Origin of the sequence: Paraburkholderia oxyphila NBRC 105797 (genome assembly GCF_000685075.1) — a bacterium.
In the GTDB taxonomy this organism is placed as follows: domain Bacteria; phylum Pseudomonadota; class Gammaproteobacteria; order Burkholderiales; family Burkholderiaceae; genus Paraburkholderia; species Paraburkholderia oxyphila.
In genome coordinates this window covers 1-15,825 of sequence record NZ_BAYD01000028.1, presented here as the reverse complement: position 1 = coordinate 15,825, position 15,825 = coordinate 1, and the positions used below count along the sequence as shown (strand labels likewise).

General features: G+C 63.1%; 16 protein-coding genes, 1 tRNA gene and 3 pseudogenes. 12 read left to right on the top strand and 8 right to left on the bottom strand.

Going from position 1 to position 15,825, the window contains the following annotated elements; all coding sequences use genetic code 11:
- The first annotated feature begins 45 nt into the window (after positions 1–45).
- The 5 genes from BO1_RS18615 (at position 46) to BO1_RS51625 (ending at position 3,714) form a co-directional block, all read left to right on the top strand.
- Entirely contained in the window at positions 46–684 is a 639-nt protein-coding gene (locus BO1_RS18615) for a hypothetical protein (RefSeq protein WP_028218857.1), read from the top strand.
- A 170-nt stretch (positions 685–854) separates the two neighbouring features.
- Entirely contained in the window at positions 855–1,172 is a 318-nt protein-coding gene (locus tag BO1_RS18605; protein ID WP_028218856.1) for a co-chaperone GroES, read from the top strand.
- Between the two features lie 76 nt (positions 1,173–1,248).
- On the top strand, positions 1,249–2,871 hold the full coding sequence (gene groL, locus BO1_RS18600) for a chaperonin GroEL (protein WP_028218855.1): 1,623 nt from the start codon (positions 1,249–1,251) through the stop codon (positions 2,869–2,871).
- A 108-nt stretch (positions 2,872–2,979) separates the two neighbouring features.
- Complete coding sequence (locus BO1_RS18595; RefSeq protein WP_028218854.1) at positions 2,980–3,234, top strand: hypothetical protein; 255 nt, start codon at positions 2,980–2,982, stop codon at positions 3,232–3,234.
- Between the two features lie 84 nt (positions 3,235–3,318).
- Positions 3,319–3,714 (top strand): hypothetical protein, encoded by a 396-nt coding sequence (locus BO1_RS51625; RefSeq protein WP_167338361.1) that lies wholly within the window; start codon positions 3,319–3,321, stop codon positions 3,712–3,714.
- Between the two features lie 121 nt (positions 3,715–3,835).
- On the opposite strand, the gene BO1_RS18585 is transcribed toward BO1_RS51625, so the two are convergent.
- From BO1_RS18585 to BO1_RS18565, 4 genes are all read right to left on the bottom strand, one after another.
- Positions 3,836–3,908: transfer RNA gene (locus BO1_RS18585), tRNA-Lys, on the bottom strand.
- A gap of 44 nt (positions 3,909–3,952) precedes the next feature.
- A complete protein-coding gene (locus BO1_RS18580; protein WP_028218853.1) occupies positions 3,953–4,522 on the bottom strand; it encodes an Hsp20/alpha crystallin family protein in 570 nt (189 codons plus the stop codon).
- Between the two features lie 369 nt (positions 4,523–4,891).
- Positions 4,892–5,299 (bottom strand): Hsp20/alpha crystallin family protein, encoded by a 408-nt coding sequence (locus tag BO1_RS18570; protein WP_028218851.1) that lies wholly within the window; start codon positions 5,297–5,299, stop codon positions 4,892–4,894.
- A 15-nt stretch (positions 5,300–5,314) separates the two neighbouring features.
- Complete coding sequence (locus BO1_RS18565) at positions 5,315–5,752, bottom strand: Hsp20/alpha crystallin family protein (RefSeq protein ID WP_028218850.1); 438 nt, start codon at positions 5,750–5,752, stop codon at positions 5,315–5,317.
- A 244-nt stretch (positions 5,753–5,996) separates the two neighbouring features.
- Here BO1_RS18565 and BO1_RS61225 point away from each other — a divergent pair.
- Positions 5,997–6,270 (top strand): annotated as a pseudogene (locus tag BO1_RS61225) (hypothetical protein); the annotation flags it as partial.
- Between the two features lie 26 nt (positions 6,271–6,296).
- On the opposite strand, the gene BO1_RS51620 reads toward BO1_RS61225, so the two are convergent.
- Together BO1_RS51620 and BO1_RS18550 are read right to left on the bottom strand one after the other, a co-directional pair.
- A complete protein-coding gene (locus tag BO1_RS51620) occupies positions 6,297–6,755 on the bottom strand; it encodes a DUF3564 family protein (protein ID WP_043285369.1) in 459 nt (152 codons plus the stop codon).
- 566 nt (positions 6,756–7,321) lie between these two features.
- Positions 7,322–8,539 carry a sensor histidine kinase gene (locus BO1_RS18550; protein ID WP_028218849.1) on the bottom strand — a complete coding sequence of 406 codons (1,218 nt, stop codon included), beginning with the start codon at positions 8,537–8,539 and terminating at the stop codon, positions 7,322–7,324.
- A 40-nt stretch (positions 8,540–8,579) separates the two neighbouring features.
- On the opposite strand from BO1_RS18550, the gene BO1_RS51615 reads away from it, so the two are divergent.
- From BO1_RS51615 to dnaK, 6 genes and pseudogenes are all read left to right on the top strand, one after another.
- The gene (locus BO1_RS51615; protein WP_043285367.1) at positions 8,580–8,831 is read left to right on the top strand and encodes a response regulator; all 252 of its coding nucleotides are present in this window, start codon (positions 8,580–8,582) and stop codon (positions 8,829–8,831) included.
- A gap of 464 nt (positions 8,832–9,295) precedes the next feature.
- The gene (locus BO1_RS18540; protein WP_028218848.1) at positions 9,296–9,478 is read left to right on the top strand and encodes a hypothetical protein; all 183 of its coding nucleotides are present in this window, start codon (positions 9,296–9,298) and stop codon (positions 9,476–9,478) included.
- 506 nt (positions 9,479–9,984) lie between these two features.
- Positions 9,985–10,512 carry a hypothetical protein gene (locus BO1_RS18530; protein WP_028218846.1) on the top strand — a complete coding sequence of 176 codons (528 nt, stop codon included), beginning with the start codon at positions 9,985–9,987 and terminating at the stop codon, positions 10,510–10,512.
- A gap of 183 nt (positions 10,513–10,695) precedes the next feature.
- On the top strand, positions 10,696–11,811 hold the full coding sequence (locus BO1_RS18525; protein WP_028218845.1) for an RNA polymerase subunit sigma-28: 1,116 nt from the start codon (positions 10,696–10,698) through the stop codon (positions 11,809–11,811).
- Positions 11,812–11,995: 184 nt separating this feature from the next.
- A pseudogene (locus BO1_RS18520) lies at positions 11,996–12,490 on the top strand (TCP-1/cpn60 chaperonin family protein); the annotation flags it as partial.
- A gap of 38 nt (positions 12,491–12,528) precedes the next feature.
- Complete coding sequence (gene dnaK, locus BO1_RS51605; protein WP_322788532.1) at positions 12,529–14,439, top strand: molecular chaperone DnaK; 1,911 nt, start codon at positions 12,529–12,531, stop codon at positions 14,437–14,439.
- On the opposite strand, the pseudogene istB reads toward dnaK, so the two are convergent.
- Both istB and BO1_RS60240 read right to left on the bottom strand, forming a co-directional pair.
- A pseudogene (gene istB / locus BO1_RS18510) lies at positions 14,363–14,980 on the bottom strand (IS21-like element helper ATPase IstB); the annotation flags it as partial. The gene dnaK and the pseudogene istB overlap by 77 nt on opposite strands.
- Positions 14,981–15,046: 66 nt before the next feature.
- The coding region (locus tag BO1_RS60240) for a Mu transposase domain-containing protein (RefSeq protein ID WP_028218842.1) at positions 15,047–15,825 on the bottom strand (779 nt) is incomplete at its 5' end.

Here is a 15,825-nt window from a genome sequence, read left to right as displayed (position 1 = left end):
CGGAAATTTCAAGAGGCTCTGCAACATGTCAACCCAGGAGGCTTCATGGACTTTTTCGACAGGCTTCAGGAGCAGATTGACACCGTGCGCCTGCCGCTCTTTGCCGTCACCGTCACGGCGGTGGCGCAGGTGAATACGCCGCTCATCGCCATACTCCACTGGCACGGATTCCGGCGCGCGACGCCGCTTGTCCTGCCCGGCATGGAGATCCCACCACGGCCGGTTCCGGGATCGGCGCTCCAGCTGGACGCACCGTGGCACAGCTTCGAGACCGTGGACGCCATGCTGCTGGATGCCGCCTGGCAATCCGGTGCCTGGGAGGTTGAGCGCGTCGAACAGCGCGGCTGCAACGTAATCGGCGCCAGCCCTGCCGAGACACTCGCCTGCCGTCAGGCGTTCGGCGACTATGGAGAGGACATGGTCCGCGACCCGCAACTCCTCGATGACGGGACCGATCGCGACGAGCTGATGCAGCTTGCCGCGCGCAGGGGTTACGTGCGCTGGCTGTTCCGCCCTGTCAAGGGCGGCCTGTGGCGCACGCTCAATGAGCCGGACGACACCCTTGACGTCGATGGCGGACGCCAGCCGCCCTGTCCCGTGCCGCCTCGGGCTCGCCGACCGGATGGACGCGGCCGAACGGTTTATCGCCTCGGCACGGCCCATCGCATCCTCCTGCCGCGCTGAAACAATTTGTTACACAAAGCCGTTTTCGCGCCCCTTGAAGGGCGCGATGGGCGCCTCTATTTCGCTTTCCGCCAGATATTGGCTCGGCTGCATGAAAGGCGCACCACGCGTCCCAATCGCCGCAGCCGGATTCCTTTATTGGTGATCCTTTAATCGCTCAGGAGATGGAAATGCAGATTCGTCCCCTCTACGACCGGGTTATCGTCAAGCGAATCGAAACGCAGCGGACGACGGCCTCGGGCATCGTGATTCCCGACTCAGCCGCAGAAAAGCCCGAACAGGGCGAAGTCGTCGCGGTCGGCAGTGGCCGGCTGCTGCAGGACGGAACGCTGCGCGCGCTCCAGCTCAAAGTCGGTGACCAGGTTCTCTTCGGAAAGTACGCGGGCCAGACCGTCAAGGTCGATGGCGAGGAACTCCTCGTGATGCGCGAGGAAGACGTCATGGGCGTCCTCGAGGTCGACGCGGGCGCCGCCCGCAAGGCTGCCTGAAATCCCTTTACGGTCGCGGACGCCCGGCCGGTCGTTCGCGACGCGTTGAGTCAACGACTTTACCCGGAGCAAGAACATGAGTGCAAAAGACGTCAAATTCCACGACAGCGCGCGTGCCCGTATTGTCAAGGGCGTGAACGTGCTGGCCGATGCCGTGAAGGTCACACTCGGACCGAAAGGTCGCAACGTGCTGATCGAGCGCAGTTTCGGCGCGCCGACCATCACCAAGGATGGCGTGTCGGTCGCGAAGGAAATCGAGCTGAAGGACCGCTTCGAGAACATGGGAGCGCAGATCGTCAAGCAGGTCGCCTCGAAGACCGCCGACGTGGCCGGGGACGGCACCACCACGGCCACGGTGCTTGCGCAGGCCATCGTGCAGGAAGGCATGAAGCATGTCGCGGCCGGCATGAACCCCATGGACCTCAAACGGGGCATCGACAAGGCCGTGACCGCCGTGCTCGATGAGGTGCGCAACCTGTCGAAACCGATTTCCACGAACAGGGAGATCGCGCAGGTGGGTTCGATCTCGGCGAACTCCGACGAGGCGATCGGCAGAATCATTGCCGACGCCATGGAGCGGGTCGGCAAGGAAGGCGTGATCACGGTCGAGGACGGCAAATCGCTCGAGAACGAACTCGACGTGGTTGAAGGGATGCAGTTCGACCGCGGCTACGTGAGCCCCTACTTCATCAACGATCCGGACAGGCAGGCGGCGTATCTGGACGATGCCCTGATCCTGCTGCACGACAAAAAGATATCGAACATACGGGATCTGCTGCCGGTGCTCGAGGCGACCTCGAAAGCAGGCAAGCCGCTGCTGATCGTCGCGGAAGATATCGATGGTGAAGCACTGGCCACGCTCGTCGTCAACGCGATGCGAGGCATCCTCAAAGTCGCGGCCGTCAAGGCACCAGGCTTCGGCGACCGGCGCAAGGCGATGCTTGAGGACATCGCCATCCTCACGGGTGCAACCGTCATCTCCGAGGAAACCGGCAAGCAGTTGCAGAAGGCAACGCTGGAGGATCTCGGACGTGCGAAGCGCGTCGAAGTGCGCAAGGACGACACGATCATCATCGACGGCGCTGGCGATGAGAAGCGCATCGAGGAACGCGTGAAGTCCATTCGTGCACAGATCGAAGATGCCACGAGCGACTACGATCGCGAAAAACTCCAGGAGCGCGTAGCGAAGCTCGCAGGCGGTGTGGCCGTCATCAAGGTCGGGGCGGCAACCGAGGTGGAGATGAAGGAGAAGAAGGACCGCGTGGACGACGCGCTGCACGCCACACGCGCGGCGGTCGAGGAAGGCATCGTGCCGGGCGGTGGCGTGGCGCTTCTGCGCGCGCGCTCGGCGATAACCAGCCTGAAAGGCGCCAACAGCGATCAGGACGCAGGCGCCCAGATCGTGCTGCGCGCGCTTGAAGCGCCGCTGCGCGTGATCGCCGCCAACGCGGGGGACGAGCCTTCCGTGGTCATCGCGAAGGTCCTCGAAGGCAAGGGCAACTTCGGCTACAACGCGGCCACCGGCGAGTATGGCGATCTCGTCGAGGCGGGTGTGGTGGATCCGACCAAGGTGACGCGCACGGCGCTGCAGAACGCGGCCTCGATTGCCGGCCTGATCCTGACGACGGACGCCACGGTTGCCGAAGCGCCGAAGGAAGAAAAGCCGGCACAGTCCGCTGACACCGCGATCGAATACTGATCCGGCAGCGTTTCCTGCATGCGCCGGTCTACAGTCGCGACCGGCGCAACCCGTTCAGCGCCGCACGCTGTCTCCGTCATGCGGCGCCGCTTTTTGCCGGAGTCAGACATGAAACTTGAACTTCGCATTGACTCAAAGCCGCTCGATATTGAGATCGACGACGTCGTTGCGGGACTGCTGGCCGCTCGCCTGAATCTGCCCGACAGCGAAGATCATCACGCAGCCCTGGAGCGCTATCTCAGCGAGAAAGGCGCACCCTGGATCCTCGACGAAGAGCACATGCGCAGGCGCGTCCTGCGCAGGCTCATTCTGGATATCGCTGACCCGGCACTTGTGATTCGCCATCTCATGGTGGATGAGTGAACTGGGCTGGTCAGTCCCGGTCGGGAGATATGGGTCGACCAGGTTTTTCGTTCGTATCGTTATCCTGAATAATACGACAGCGCGATGTCTGGACATTCTCGTCTGCCTGCCCGATCACCGGCCAGACTACCCGCTGGCGTGCTCGGCCTGGACTATCTCAAGTTTTTGCAGCTCTCGGTGAGTGATGAGCTTGCCTGTGAAGGATCGTTCGACGATGCCGTGTTGAAGGACGCTATGGCCGCCATTCGCAGCGGTTCAATGCGCGCGGCGCAGCCGGCAATGAAGGTCTTCTTTGATGGCTGCCAGTTCTGGCTTGCCAGTCACTTTCACCGCTATGAGGCCGCCCGACGTCTCGGTGCCCGCCACCAGGAATTCTGGTGTGCGATTCAACCCGGCCCGAAGGACCACGCCGTGCGCTATGCGTCGAGACTCCCCGGCAACCCGCGTTCCCGTCGTGACCGTTCCGTCCCCGCGGACTAAACGTTGTCCACGGCCTGTCGGGATTTGCAGGGGCCGTCTTGCTGCACGCACCGGACTGATGGCAGCAGCCGAACGAAATCGGGCGCCACGCTTGCCGGGTGGCGTCCGATGCCTGGTTTCATGGGCCGTACTGGATTCGAACCAGTGACCAACGGATTAAAAGTCCGCTGCTCTACCCGCTGAGCTAACGGCCCGGTCCTCTTTTCCCCCCGCCGTTATATCGTTTTGGATGCTCGCCCTAACCGATATCGATCGTGCGACTCGTGGATGGCGCCGGCTCCGTTTTTGGCACGGTCAATGTGAGTACGCCGTTGTCGAACTTTGCCAGGGCGCGACCGGGATCGGCATATTCAGGCATCGGGATCGTGCGCACGAAGCGTCCATGAGCACGCTCCAGCCGGTAGCAGCCGTTTTCCTCACTGCGCACATCCTGCTTTTTCTCACCGCGCAGCACGATCGCGCCGTCCTCGACGCTCACCTTTAAGTCTTCACGCTCCATCCCGGGCAGTTCTGCAGTCACGCGCAGCACCGGTCCCTCATCGACGACGTCGATGCGCGGCTGGAAGCGCGATGAACTGAAGTCGCCGAACCATCGTTCGAGCGCGCCACGGCCTGCAAACGGGTCGTGAAAAAACTCTTCCACGGCGCGCCATGGTTCGCGTGAGAACAGTCGCGCAATGTCAGGCAGGGCGGCGCGCCATGGTTCGTTTTCGCTCGCCGGCGGGCTCTCCGGGCTATCCGCATCGGACTTGCGCACAGCCCCGCGAAGGAACTTGAAGGGATTCCACTTTTTCGGATCGGGATTCATCTTTTCCTCCTCTGGTATCTGGCAGGAGAACCGTATTCCGGTCATGGCGCCCGCGCCGCCGTTTTTGCGTCGTCGACGTTTTCAGACTGGGTCTCGGGCGCGGTTGCCGCGGCCACCTTGCGCTCCACGCCCGCGAGTGCTCCTTTCCAGTTCGCCTGACGGCGCAGGACAGCGCGTCGCGCTGCGCTTCTGCAACTCAGCGACCGCTGTGCATGCTGGTACAGGTGCGAGTCGGCCATCGCACACAATCCTGGCCCCGGACATGGCTGTCGGGAACGGCTGGCCCACCCGGGCCTCCGCTGTCGGAGGGTGGCAGCCAGGCCGCCGCCACCCGATGTCCGTCCTGCCGTTGCTGCCCGCGCGCCGACTTCAGCCCGTACGCACTTCGATCCGCCGCGGGCGCGCCTCGTCGCGGCGTGGGATCGTGAGCTTCAGTACGCCGTCCTGGAGGCTCGCCTCGATCTTCGACGTATCGAAGTCCGGGGAGAGCGTGAACGTGCGCGCAAAGCGCGGCTCACGGACCTCGGCATGCTGCAGCCGCAGATTTGCCGGTGTCGGTACAACCGCCTCAGCCTCGATGGCGAGACTGCTGTCATGGACCCGCACATCGAGCTTGTCCCGGGTGACTCCAGGCAGGTCGGCCCACAACGTGACGCCCTGGGTGTCCTCGTAGATATCGACGGCGGGGGTAATCGTCATCCGCCGCGCGGACGGCCCGCTTTCGCTGCGCGTGACAGCCGACGGGTCGCGCTTGCTCAGTTCGGTGGTATCGCTCATTTTCAGCTCCCGGGATTACTGGACGGTGATTGCACGAGGCTTCGAGGATTCGCGCTTGCCGATAGCGATCGACAGGCAACCATTCTCGTAGCGCGCCTGAACCTTGTCGGGGTCTGCGTTCTCCGGCAGCTCGATGACCCGCCGGAACGCGCCAGTGAAGCGCTCCTGCGCGTAGACTCGTGAGTCCTGGCCGGTATCCGGTTGGGCCGGCTTGCGCTCACCGCTGATGGTCAGCAGCCCCTTGTCGATCGATACGTCGAGTTCCGCCGCATTGATGCCCGGTGCAAACGCGACGATCTCGATCGAGTCGTCGGTGGCGCCAATATTGACGGGCGGGAACGTGCCGAAGCGGCTCGCCCGGAGACTGGAAGGGAAAGTACCGAAGAGGTTCGCCATCTGCCGCTGCAGCCGGTCGAACTCGCTGAAAAGGTCAGTTCCAAAGAGATCGCTCATGACGCTGTTCTCCTCAAGTGATGCATGGAGGCGAACGGGCCTACGCGCTCCAGTTCGCCTGCCATCCGGCAAAACAAATCGAAACACGCAGCGCGCGGGACGTCGGGACCCGTGCGTCTGCCTGAGCGAATCCTAAGATAGGTACTCTGGCGAGGATTTCAAGGGGTAAAAGCAGCGTTGCGCCCTGGAAAATTTTTGCCAGTCCCTGGCATCGCGGCGGAACAACATTGCGATTGAGGACATCGTGGAATTCGATACCGACTGGCTCACCCTGGGCCGGCACCGTGTGTGGTTGCGCTCGATCAGGGGGCGACGGAAGCGATGCGCACGGCGGTCGACATCATCCGCATGGCGACCGACAACAACTGAGTGTTCGTGCCCGGCTGGTCGAGGTAATCTGCCGGCAGGAAAAGAGCTATGACGTCCTGATCGGAACCACCTTGACCGAGGGCAAGGTTTGTGCGCCGCAACTTGAAGTCGCGATTGCCGTCGTGCTGGGCGTCCTGCCGGACCAGATCAACCGAAAATGTGGATTGTGGCTGCGTCAGCGCCGGGGGAACGCAGGTGAAGCGTGGCGCCGTACGGCCGTGAGCGCAGTCGTCGGGGGTGACGTGCGCGCGGAGACTGACGGGTGCGCTGATGTCTCGCCGGCAAACAGCGCGCTGTCGGCATGTATGCGCGTGCGATCTACTGCCTGCAGGTGCCAGTGCCAGTCTGTCTGGCCAGGCTGGGCGTCGTGCGTCAACGTCGCAATACCGTCCGCACGGCTGACCTCTTCTCGCCGGGTCAAGTACAAATCATGCAAAACGCAGAGCGGCTCCGTGGACCCGGGCCCGCTGAGGAGAGTCGTGCAGACGCAGGATTGAATTTCGCCCCACTGCGGCAGATTGATGCCCGCATGGGCTTCCCTGGACCACCGCTGCTCGTCTGTATCGAGCCACAGCACGGCGTAGTCATGGTTGACGGTCGGATCAGGGCCGTTGATCAGAATTGTCAGACGCATGGCTGTCGCCTTCGAAGATGCCCGAGGAGAGGACGCGAGGTGGGATTTCCAGTGTAGGCCGGAAAGGCCCGACCGCAAGCGGAATCCTCGAATACCGGGGCTGCTCCGGGAGCCGGCGCCACGTCCGCATAACCGGCAGGACAGCGATTACGTAAAACGATTAAACGATCAACCTGACGGTCACAACGGTGGCGCAGACCGAAGGGGATTTTCACTTTGGTGTGTACGAGCGGATGCTTGCCGAAAAACCGGGCGCAGCGCCGCCGCTCCGGTGATCCGGACGGCGCACGGGAAAGTCGGGCCGGCTGCCGGGGTGCGCCTCCAGCGTGACCAGATCATGACCCTCGGGGAAGGAACTTCGCTACCCGCCACGCGCAATGAACAACGTCGACGATCCTGCTACTGCAGAGTCCGGCATCGTTCGGGCGAAGTCGAGATCGCATGCAAAGGTCTCACGGATACTTCGTGCCGGAAACCGACCGGCCGATAGGTGGACAGCGTGTGCGGTGCCACGCGGCGGCCGACGGGACCAGGTGATCTGGCCGACGTCTGCCCTGGGCGCCGCGTCAGCCTTGTGGCTTCAGGTCGACAGGAAAGCGGATTTCGAAGGTCGTGCCTTGCCCCTCGCGGGACTCGAAGTGGATCTCGCCCTCGAGTGCGCGGCACAGCTCCCTGACAATCGCCAGACCCAGACCGGCGCCCGGGATGTCGTCGCCGGCGACGCGCTCGAACTCCCTGAACACTCGCTCCGTGTCTGACGGCGCAATGCCGACACCGGTATCGGCCACGCGCATGGACCACCGGTCGTCACCGCATCTCGCGATGACCAGTTCGACTTCCCCCTCGCGGGTATATTTCGTCGCATTCGACAGCAGGTTCAGTGCAACCTGCTTGAGCCTGATGCGGCTCGACTGCACGCGGACCAGTCCGGCATCAAGAGAGGCAGACAGGCGCAGGCCCTTCGCTTCGAGCGCTGGCCGGGCGGCCGTGACCAGTTCGTCAAACAGCATGGGCAGATCAACCGGCTCAATGCAGATCTGGCCGCTGTCACCGACGACAACCGAGTATTCCACCATCTCGTCGACCAGCTGCTTCATGTCTTCTGCCTGCCGGGTCGCGAGTGCAAGTCCGGCCTCGGCCCTGGCTGGAACGCGCGCAATCAGTTGCAGGTCGATCGAAAAGGCGTTCAGAAAGTTGCGCAGGTCGTGCACGAGGCTGCGCGTGATCTGCATGCGCGAGCGGTGCAGCTCACTGACCTCGTGTTGCTGCTCCCGCAGCTCCTGGTTGGCGCGCTCCAGCTGGCTTGTGTATGCCGCGATGGTCCGATCACGCTCGCCGATGACCTCGCGGATCGATGTCAGGGTGACAAAACTGAGCGCCTCGTCAATCAGGCGCCGGGCACGGGATTCCTGGTCGCGGGTGAACGCGCCGTCGGACTCCGCGAAGGCCCGGACGGCGTCGTCCATTTCCTGCCGGAACAGCTCAAGTTCACGCACGAGTTCATCGATACGGTAACCCTGCTGCCAGCGCACGTTCCCGTGTTGCCTCGCATTGCGTTCAATGGCCCGCTCGACCGGTTGGAGATCCTGCGCTTCGAGCGCAGTGCAGATGCCGTCGAGGATGGCGGGCAGATGATCGGCCAGTTGCTCCCAGGTCAGCCGGTCGGCCTCAACGAGGTCGGCATCTGCAGCGACGGCCTGCATCCATCTTTCCGTCAGGCGCGCCTGTTCCCGCCGGAGAAATCGGGCGAGGGAGTGCAGATTTCCCATATGAGAAGCGGTCATGATCCGTACCCATTGCGTGACACCGTTGTGAAAGACGTGCATGCGAGGAGACATTATCGTTCCCTCGCACCTCCTGTGGGCCAGCATTGATCCAGAAGGCGATCCGGAACGCTATTTGCTCCCCGTGTCGCAAAATGTGTTCTTCCTGCTTGTCGACGACCAGCCTGATCTGCTCGATGCGTACTGCCTCATGCTCACCGCCGAAGGGTATGGCGTATGCTGCTCACACAACGTCGGGGAGGCGCTCGAGCACGCCCTGCGCCAGCAGCCAGATTTGATCATAACGGACTGAATGATGCCGCTGATGGGGGACGGGGAACTCGGCCGCCAGATCCGGGCGCACCCAGCGCTGGCACACATCCCGATCCCTGTTCATACGGCGATGGCGCCGTCGGCGCCGGGGCCGGTACAGTGGGACGACTGCCTCATCAAGGCGGTGCTACTGCTCGCCACCGTAAAAGATGGTGTTCACCTTGAGGCACGGCCGGATATCCTGACGCGATCGGATCCGCACAGGCAACGCCCGTTTTCCGCCCGCGGATAACTGGGTACCGGCTCGCCAGGCCAGTTTGGCGGGGTCCATCGCACCCCTTGAAAATTTTCATCAGTGAAACTAACTTATATTCAGTTCAGGCAGTGTGCCCGGTGATGGTTCGGTTGCATGCTGCGTGTTTCGATTTGTTTGCCCCGCAGCATGGCAGGCGAACTGGAGCGCGCAAGCCCGTTCTCTTCCTTGCTGCGTCGAAGGAGAAGACGATGAGCTGCCTTCATCTCCGCCCGGCTTCGACTACGTTGTTCGAGCGCCCCCACCGTACGATCGTCGCCCTGTCCGGCGTTTTCCGGCCGGTCGCGCAGCGTGCTCTGCGCACGCTGCCGGCCTGCATCGCCGCCGTGTGGCAGGCGTTTTGCCAGCTCACGTCGCACCTGCACCGCCGTTAGCAGCGCGGTTGCCCTGCGGGCACCGCCCGCGACGACGGTATGCCGTCGATCGTGCCGTACGCCGGCCCCGGTTCCATGAAGCGACGAGCACCTCGTTCGGAGCGGTTTTCGCAGAAGCACCGCACGCACGGTGCGATACCGGCGCACGCGCGAGGGGAGGGAACCAATGAAACGGGTGAGAGTCGAGATGCGCAACGGCCTGGAGATCCGTATGCACACCCTGGTCGTGAGGCACGTACGCACGGTGGTATGCCCGGAACGAACCGCGGTGAACGGATACCTTGTATTTGTTCAGGTCGTGAGAGATGGCGAGGTTTTCGTGAACTGGCACCTGCCACGGCTCTGCCGGCGCTGGCCCAGTCGCGAGGAGGCGGAATCGGAAGCACTGGAGTACGCCGTGCGGCTTGTGGACCGTCGACCGTTTCGCAGAACGCCGCCGGATGTCACGGAGGCGGTCTGGCGGTGGCGCCGGTGAGGAAAGCCTTGCAGGTCCCGAGGAGGTCATGATGGAACTTCACATGCATTCGCATCATTTCGTTCGCCGCATGCCTGAGTGGCCCGCTGCAGTCATCGGCGGATGCGTGGCGGGCGCCGTTTTCCTGGTGATCGAACTCTTTGGCATGCGGGTGATGGGACAAAGCGTATGGGCAGCGCCGCGCATGGTCGCGGCCATCCTGATGGGCCGCGACGTGCTCGCACAACCCGCTACGTTTGCGACGGGCGTCATGCTGGTCGCGCTGGTCACGCACGTCGTGCTGTCGATCCTCTTCGCGGTCATCCTGGCGGTGATCATGGCGCCGTTCAGCCTGGATTCCAGTGTCGGATTGGCCTCGCTGGTAGGTGCCGTATTCGGCGTGCTGCTGTACGTGATCAACTTTTATGGCATGACGCAATGGTTCCCGTGGTTTGCCGACGCACGAGGCTGGGTGAGTTTCCTCAATCACATCGTGTTCGGGCTGGTGGCGGCTGCCACCTACCTGAGCCTGGAGAGAAAGGAATCGGACGCCAGTGGCACGGAGGGCACGAGTGAATGAGACGTTCGCACGGCGTTGCGTCGCGAGGAGACGGCCGGCAACGCGCGGCTTCGCTGCCGGAGTGCCGGGTCGTCAGCGTCGATGTTGGTGCGTGGCTATCCGCCCCGCATGGCGTGGCGCCCGGTCCCGACTGGCTCAGCGTCGTTCGCCATCGAGGCGCGCCCGGACATGCGCAGGTTTGAGATGAAAACGTCGATCAGTTACCGCCACGTTGCGAAGCTCTCCCGGCCGGAGCTGGAAGACCTGATTGGCCGGCTCACGGAACGGCGCCTGAAGCCGCATCTGTCGCATTTTCCGACCGGACTGGTCCGGCTGCATGCGACAGTGGAAAGAAGCCGGCATCGCAGTGTCTACCGCGTCCGGCTCCAGCTGGTGCTGCCAGGGGGAACATTCGCCTGCGGGAACGATTCGCCGGAGCCCGGGGCGGCGATCGAACTCTCCATGGCCGAACTGGAGCGGCAGCTGGAAAGACACGTGGCACATCTGCGTCACGAAGATGCGTGGCGTCGCAAGGAACGGCGCGCCGGGTTGCGGCAGCTCAAGGCCGCATTGGCAGGGCAGACGGATGCCGGATCCGCGTTGTTCGGCGAGTGCGTGCGTCCGCTGCTTGCACCGCTCCAGCGCTTTGTACAGCGGGAAATCGCGTATCTCCAGGCGCGGGGCGATCTAGCCGCAGGCGACCCGACGGTCGACGACATCGTCGACGAGGCCCTGGCCCGTGCCTGCGAGCGACAGGCAGAGCGCCCGCGCCGGCTCGAACCGTTGCAATGGCTCTATCAGATCGCGCTTGAACGGCTTGCCGACGAAGTGGCGCAGCGACAGAGCGAGGAAGGACGGTGCATTTCACTCGAAGGCAGGCTGCCCGTCCAGCTGCACGAGCCACACGAAGACGACGAGCTTCTGTTCGAGTACTGGCAGCCCGACGAAGTCCTGCGCCTCGAGGACGTGGTGCCGGCACCGGACGGTTCGCCGGAGGATGCGGTCATGACCCGGGAGCTTCGCGAGCTGGTGTCAACGCTGCTTGCGGAGCTGCCGGAACCCTGGCGACGAGCCGTCACGCTCTGCCGCCTCGAAGCGCAGCCTGCGGATGCCGCAGCGCAGGTTCTGGGCATTACCGAGCCGGAACTTGAGGACCGGCTTGCGCACGCCGACGCGTTCCTCAGGGCCAGACTCGCTGACCTGAGACTGACACCCGAGCCGTCGGTCGAGCCTGCGGGTTACGTCGTGCCGGGGACGCTGCCGCCGGCGTTCGGGCTTTCCAGGGATTTTGACGAGGCGACGCGACGCGATGGCCCATAAACAACGCAGGCGCGGCCAGTTCATGGTTGATCGCGGGAAGACTGCAATTTCCCGCGTGACGACGGAGGCCAACGATGAAACCCGCGACGAGATCGACGCGAGATCGCGCCGATGACATCGACAACATGCTCGACGAGGCGCATCTGCCAAAGATGTCAGGTTCCATGAACTCGCCCGCCGGCAGATTCTCACGGGCGTCAACATCCTGGCCGATGCGGTGAAGGTCAAGCTCGGCCCCAGGGGACGCAATGTGGTGCTCGAGCGATCGTACGGCGCACCGACGGTCACGAAGGACGGCGAATTGCGCGACAGGCTGGAGAACATGTGCGCGCAGATGGTCAGGCAGGTTGCCGTCAAAACCTCGGACATCGCAGGTGACGGCGCGACCACCGCCACTGCTCAGGCCATCGTGCGGGAAGGCATGGAGTATGTCGCCTCGGGCCTGAACCCGATGGACCTCAAGCGTGGCATCGACCTGGCGACTGCCGCGATCGTCGAGGAACTCAGGAAGCTTTCCCTTGCGGTCACGACTAGCCGCGAGATCCCGCAGGTCGGCACGATCTCCGCCAATGCGGACGAGGAGATCGGCAGGATCATTGCGGACGCAATGGATAAAGTCAGCAAGGACGGTGCCGCCACAGCACGTATGCACGACGGCAGGGCGTGTCCGGATGCGCTGGCGACGCACTGAAACCCTTGAGCACCTGGAATGACATCATGGGCAAGATCATCGGCATCGACCTCGGCACCACGAATTCGTGCGTAGCGCTGATGGAAGGCAAGCAGGTCAAGGTGATTGAAAACTCGGAGGGTGCCCGTACGACGCCGTCAGTCGTCGCGTATCTTGACGAGGATCAGATACTCGTCGGTGCGCCTGCCAGGCGTCAGGCTGTCACCAATCCCAGCAATACGCTGTTCGCGGTGAAGCGCCTGATCGGCCGCCGCTTCGATGAGAAGGAAGCGCAGAAGGATATCGGCCTGATGCCGTACAGGATCGTCAAGCACGATAACGGCGACGCGTGGGTTCAAGCGCACGGTCAGAACCTCGCACCGTCGCAGGTTTCGGCCGAAGTCCTGCGCAAGATGAAGATGACCGCTGAAGACTACCTCGGCGAGCCGGTCACCGAAGCGGTGATCACGGTGCCCGCGTACTTCAACGACAGCCAGCGTCAGGCAACGAAGGACGCCGGCCACATCGCGGGTCTGGAGGTCAAGCGGATCATCAACGAGCCGACCGCAGCCGCGCTCGCGTTCGGTCTCGACAAGGCCGAAAAGGGCGACCGCAAGATCGCCGTGTTCGACCTGGGCGGCGGCACGTTCGACATCTCGATCATCGAAATCGCCGACGTCCACGGCGACAGACAGTTCGAAGTGCTGTCGACGAACGGGGACACCTTCCTCGGCGGCGAAGATTTCGACCAGCGCATCATCGACTACCTTGTCAGCGAGTTCAGGAAGGAGCAAGGCGTCGACCTGTCAAAGGACGTGCTCGCGCTGCAACGCCTGAAGGAAGCGGCCGAAAAGGCGAAGATCGAGCTGTCGTCGAGCCAGCAGACCGAGATCAATTTGCCCTACATCACGGCAGACGCATCGGGTCCGAAGCACTTGAGTCTGAAGCTCACCCGGGCCAGGCTCGAAGCGCTCGTCGAAGATCTCATTGAGCGCACGATGGAACCTTGCCGCATCGCGATCAAGGATGCGGGGTTGTCCACCGACAGGATCGACGACGTGATCCTCGTGGGCGGGATGACGCGCATGCCTAAGGTGCAGGACAAGGTCAGGGCGTTCTTCAGGCGTGAACCCCGGAAGGACGTCAACCCGGACGAAGCGGTCGCCGTGGGCGCGGCGATCCAGGGGGCGGTGCTGTCCGGCGACCGAAGGGACGTGCTGTTGCTTGACGTGACTCCGCTATCGCTTGGCATCGAGACGCTCGGCGGTGTGATGACAAAGATGATCGACAAGAACACGACCATTCCGACACGGTTCTCGGAGGTTTTCTCCACCGCCGATGACAATCAGCCGACGGTCACCGTCAAGATTTATCAGGGAGAGCGCGAGATGGCAACCGGCAACAAGCTGCTCGGCGAGTTCAAACTGGAGGGCATTCCTCCCCTACCGCGCGGCATGCCGCAGATCGAGGTGATGTTCGACATCGATGCGAATGGAATCCTGCATGTGTCGGCCAAAGACAAGGCGACCGGCAAGGAAAACCGGATCACCATCAAGGCTAACTCGGGTCTGTCTGAAAGAGAGGTTGAACAGATGGTGAGAGACGCCGAATCGCATGCCGCGGAGGACCACCGACTACGAGAACTGGCCGAGGCGCGCAATCAGGGTGCGTATTCCACGCAATTCGAGCAGCCATTCCACGGTAAAGCGAGCGTGCATTCCACGCTAAACCGAGCGGCAGTTCCACGTCGTTGCGAGCGACGTGGACGTGACGACGCGGGGCTGTTGTCTTTTACTCCTGGTCCTGTTTGCTGGTCAAACTGTTTCGGCTTTTGCGAAGCGATTCGCCGGCGAGCGTCACGCGATGCGCGTTATGAACGAGACGGTCGAGCATGGCGTCGGCAAGCGTTGGATCGCCGATGGCGCCGTGCCAGTTCTCAACGGGGATCTGGCTGGTGACGATAGTCGAGCGCGTCCCGTGCCGATCGTCGAGCAGTTCGAGCAAGTCGCGCTGCGCCTGCTCGGACATGGGTGCCATGACGAGATCGTCGAGCACGAGGATGTCGGTGCGCGCCCACTGTGCAAGCAACTTCGCGTAACGCCCGCGGCCGTGCGCGAGTGCCATTTCCTCGCTGAACTTCGGCATTCGCAGATAGGCTGCAGAGAACCCCTGGCGGCACGCCTGGTTGGCCATCGCGCACGCGAGCCATGTCTTGCCCAGCCCGGTCGGTGCCACGAGAATGACGTTCTGCCTCTCCCGTATCCATTCACCGGTAAGCAGACGTGCGAGCAACGCACGGTCCAGACCTCGCGCGCTGCGGTAGTCGATGTCTTCAGGCGCCGCCTCCGGGAAGCGCAGCTTCGCACGGCGCAGCCGCGCGCTGATGACACGCGAGAGCCTCTCGCTCGCTTCACGTTCGACCAGCAGCCCGAGGCGTTCTTCGAAGCCGAGCTGTTCGATACTGCCCTGCGATTGCTGTTCGGCCAGCGCGGCAGCCATGCCGTACAGATGCAGTTCGTGGAGTTTGTCGACGGTCGGATGATGCAACATGCAATAGATCTCCTTTCAATGGTAGTACGAGGGTCCGCGCACGTTGGCGTGCACGAGTGGAAGCTCGGTCTGGGATGCAGGGACTTCAGCCTTGCTTTCGAGACCGTTCTTGAGCGTCGACGCAATGAACCGGTAGTTCGGCGCCTTAAGATCGATGGCACGCTGGCAGGCAGCTTCGAGCCGCACGCGGCCGAAGTCCTTGCCCATACGGAGTACGCCCAGGCACGCGCGATAGGCCTGCTGCGGATGCTGTCGCCCGGCGAGTAGGTGTTCGACGACAGCCGCGGTGTGAGGGCCGATGTCGGTGGCCCAGTTGACCAGCCGTTGCGGGTTCCATTCCGTGGTCGCCGCACGATGGTTCGGCGGCATGTGGGCGGCAATTGTGGTGTGATGACCTTGGCGCTCGCTTCTTGCATGAGCGGCAATGCGCTGGCCGCGCAGGAAGACCTCTACGGTTGTCTTTGTGTAGCGCACATCGACCTGCTCGCGCGCGTGGCAGTACGGTACGGAGTAGAAGTGCCCGCCAATCTCAACGTGGTAATCGATTCCGACGCGTGCAACTTTCCATTGCGCGTACTGGTAGGGCCGCTCGGGCAGCAGGCTCAGCGCCGGACGGTCGAGTTCCTCGAAGGCGCTGCGGCGGCAGCCAGGCAGCTTCTTGAATGGCTTGTTGTTCAGCTCGACGAGCAGTGCGGCAATCGCGCGGTTCGCTTCCTCGAGACTGAACAGCCGCTGGTTGCGCAGGCGCGCCAGAATCCAGCGCTGCGCCAGGAGCACCGATTGTTCGACCTTCG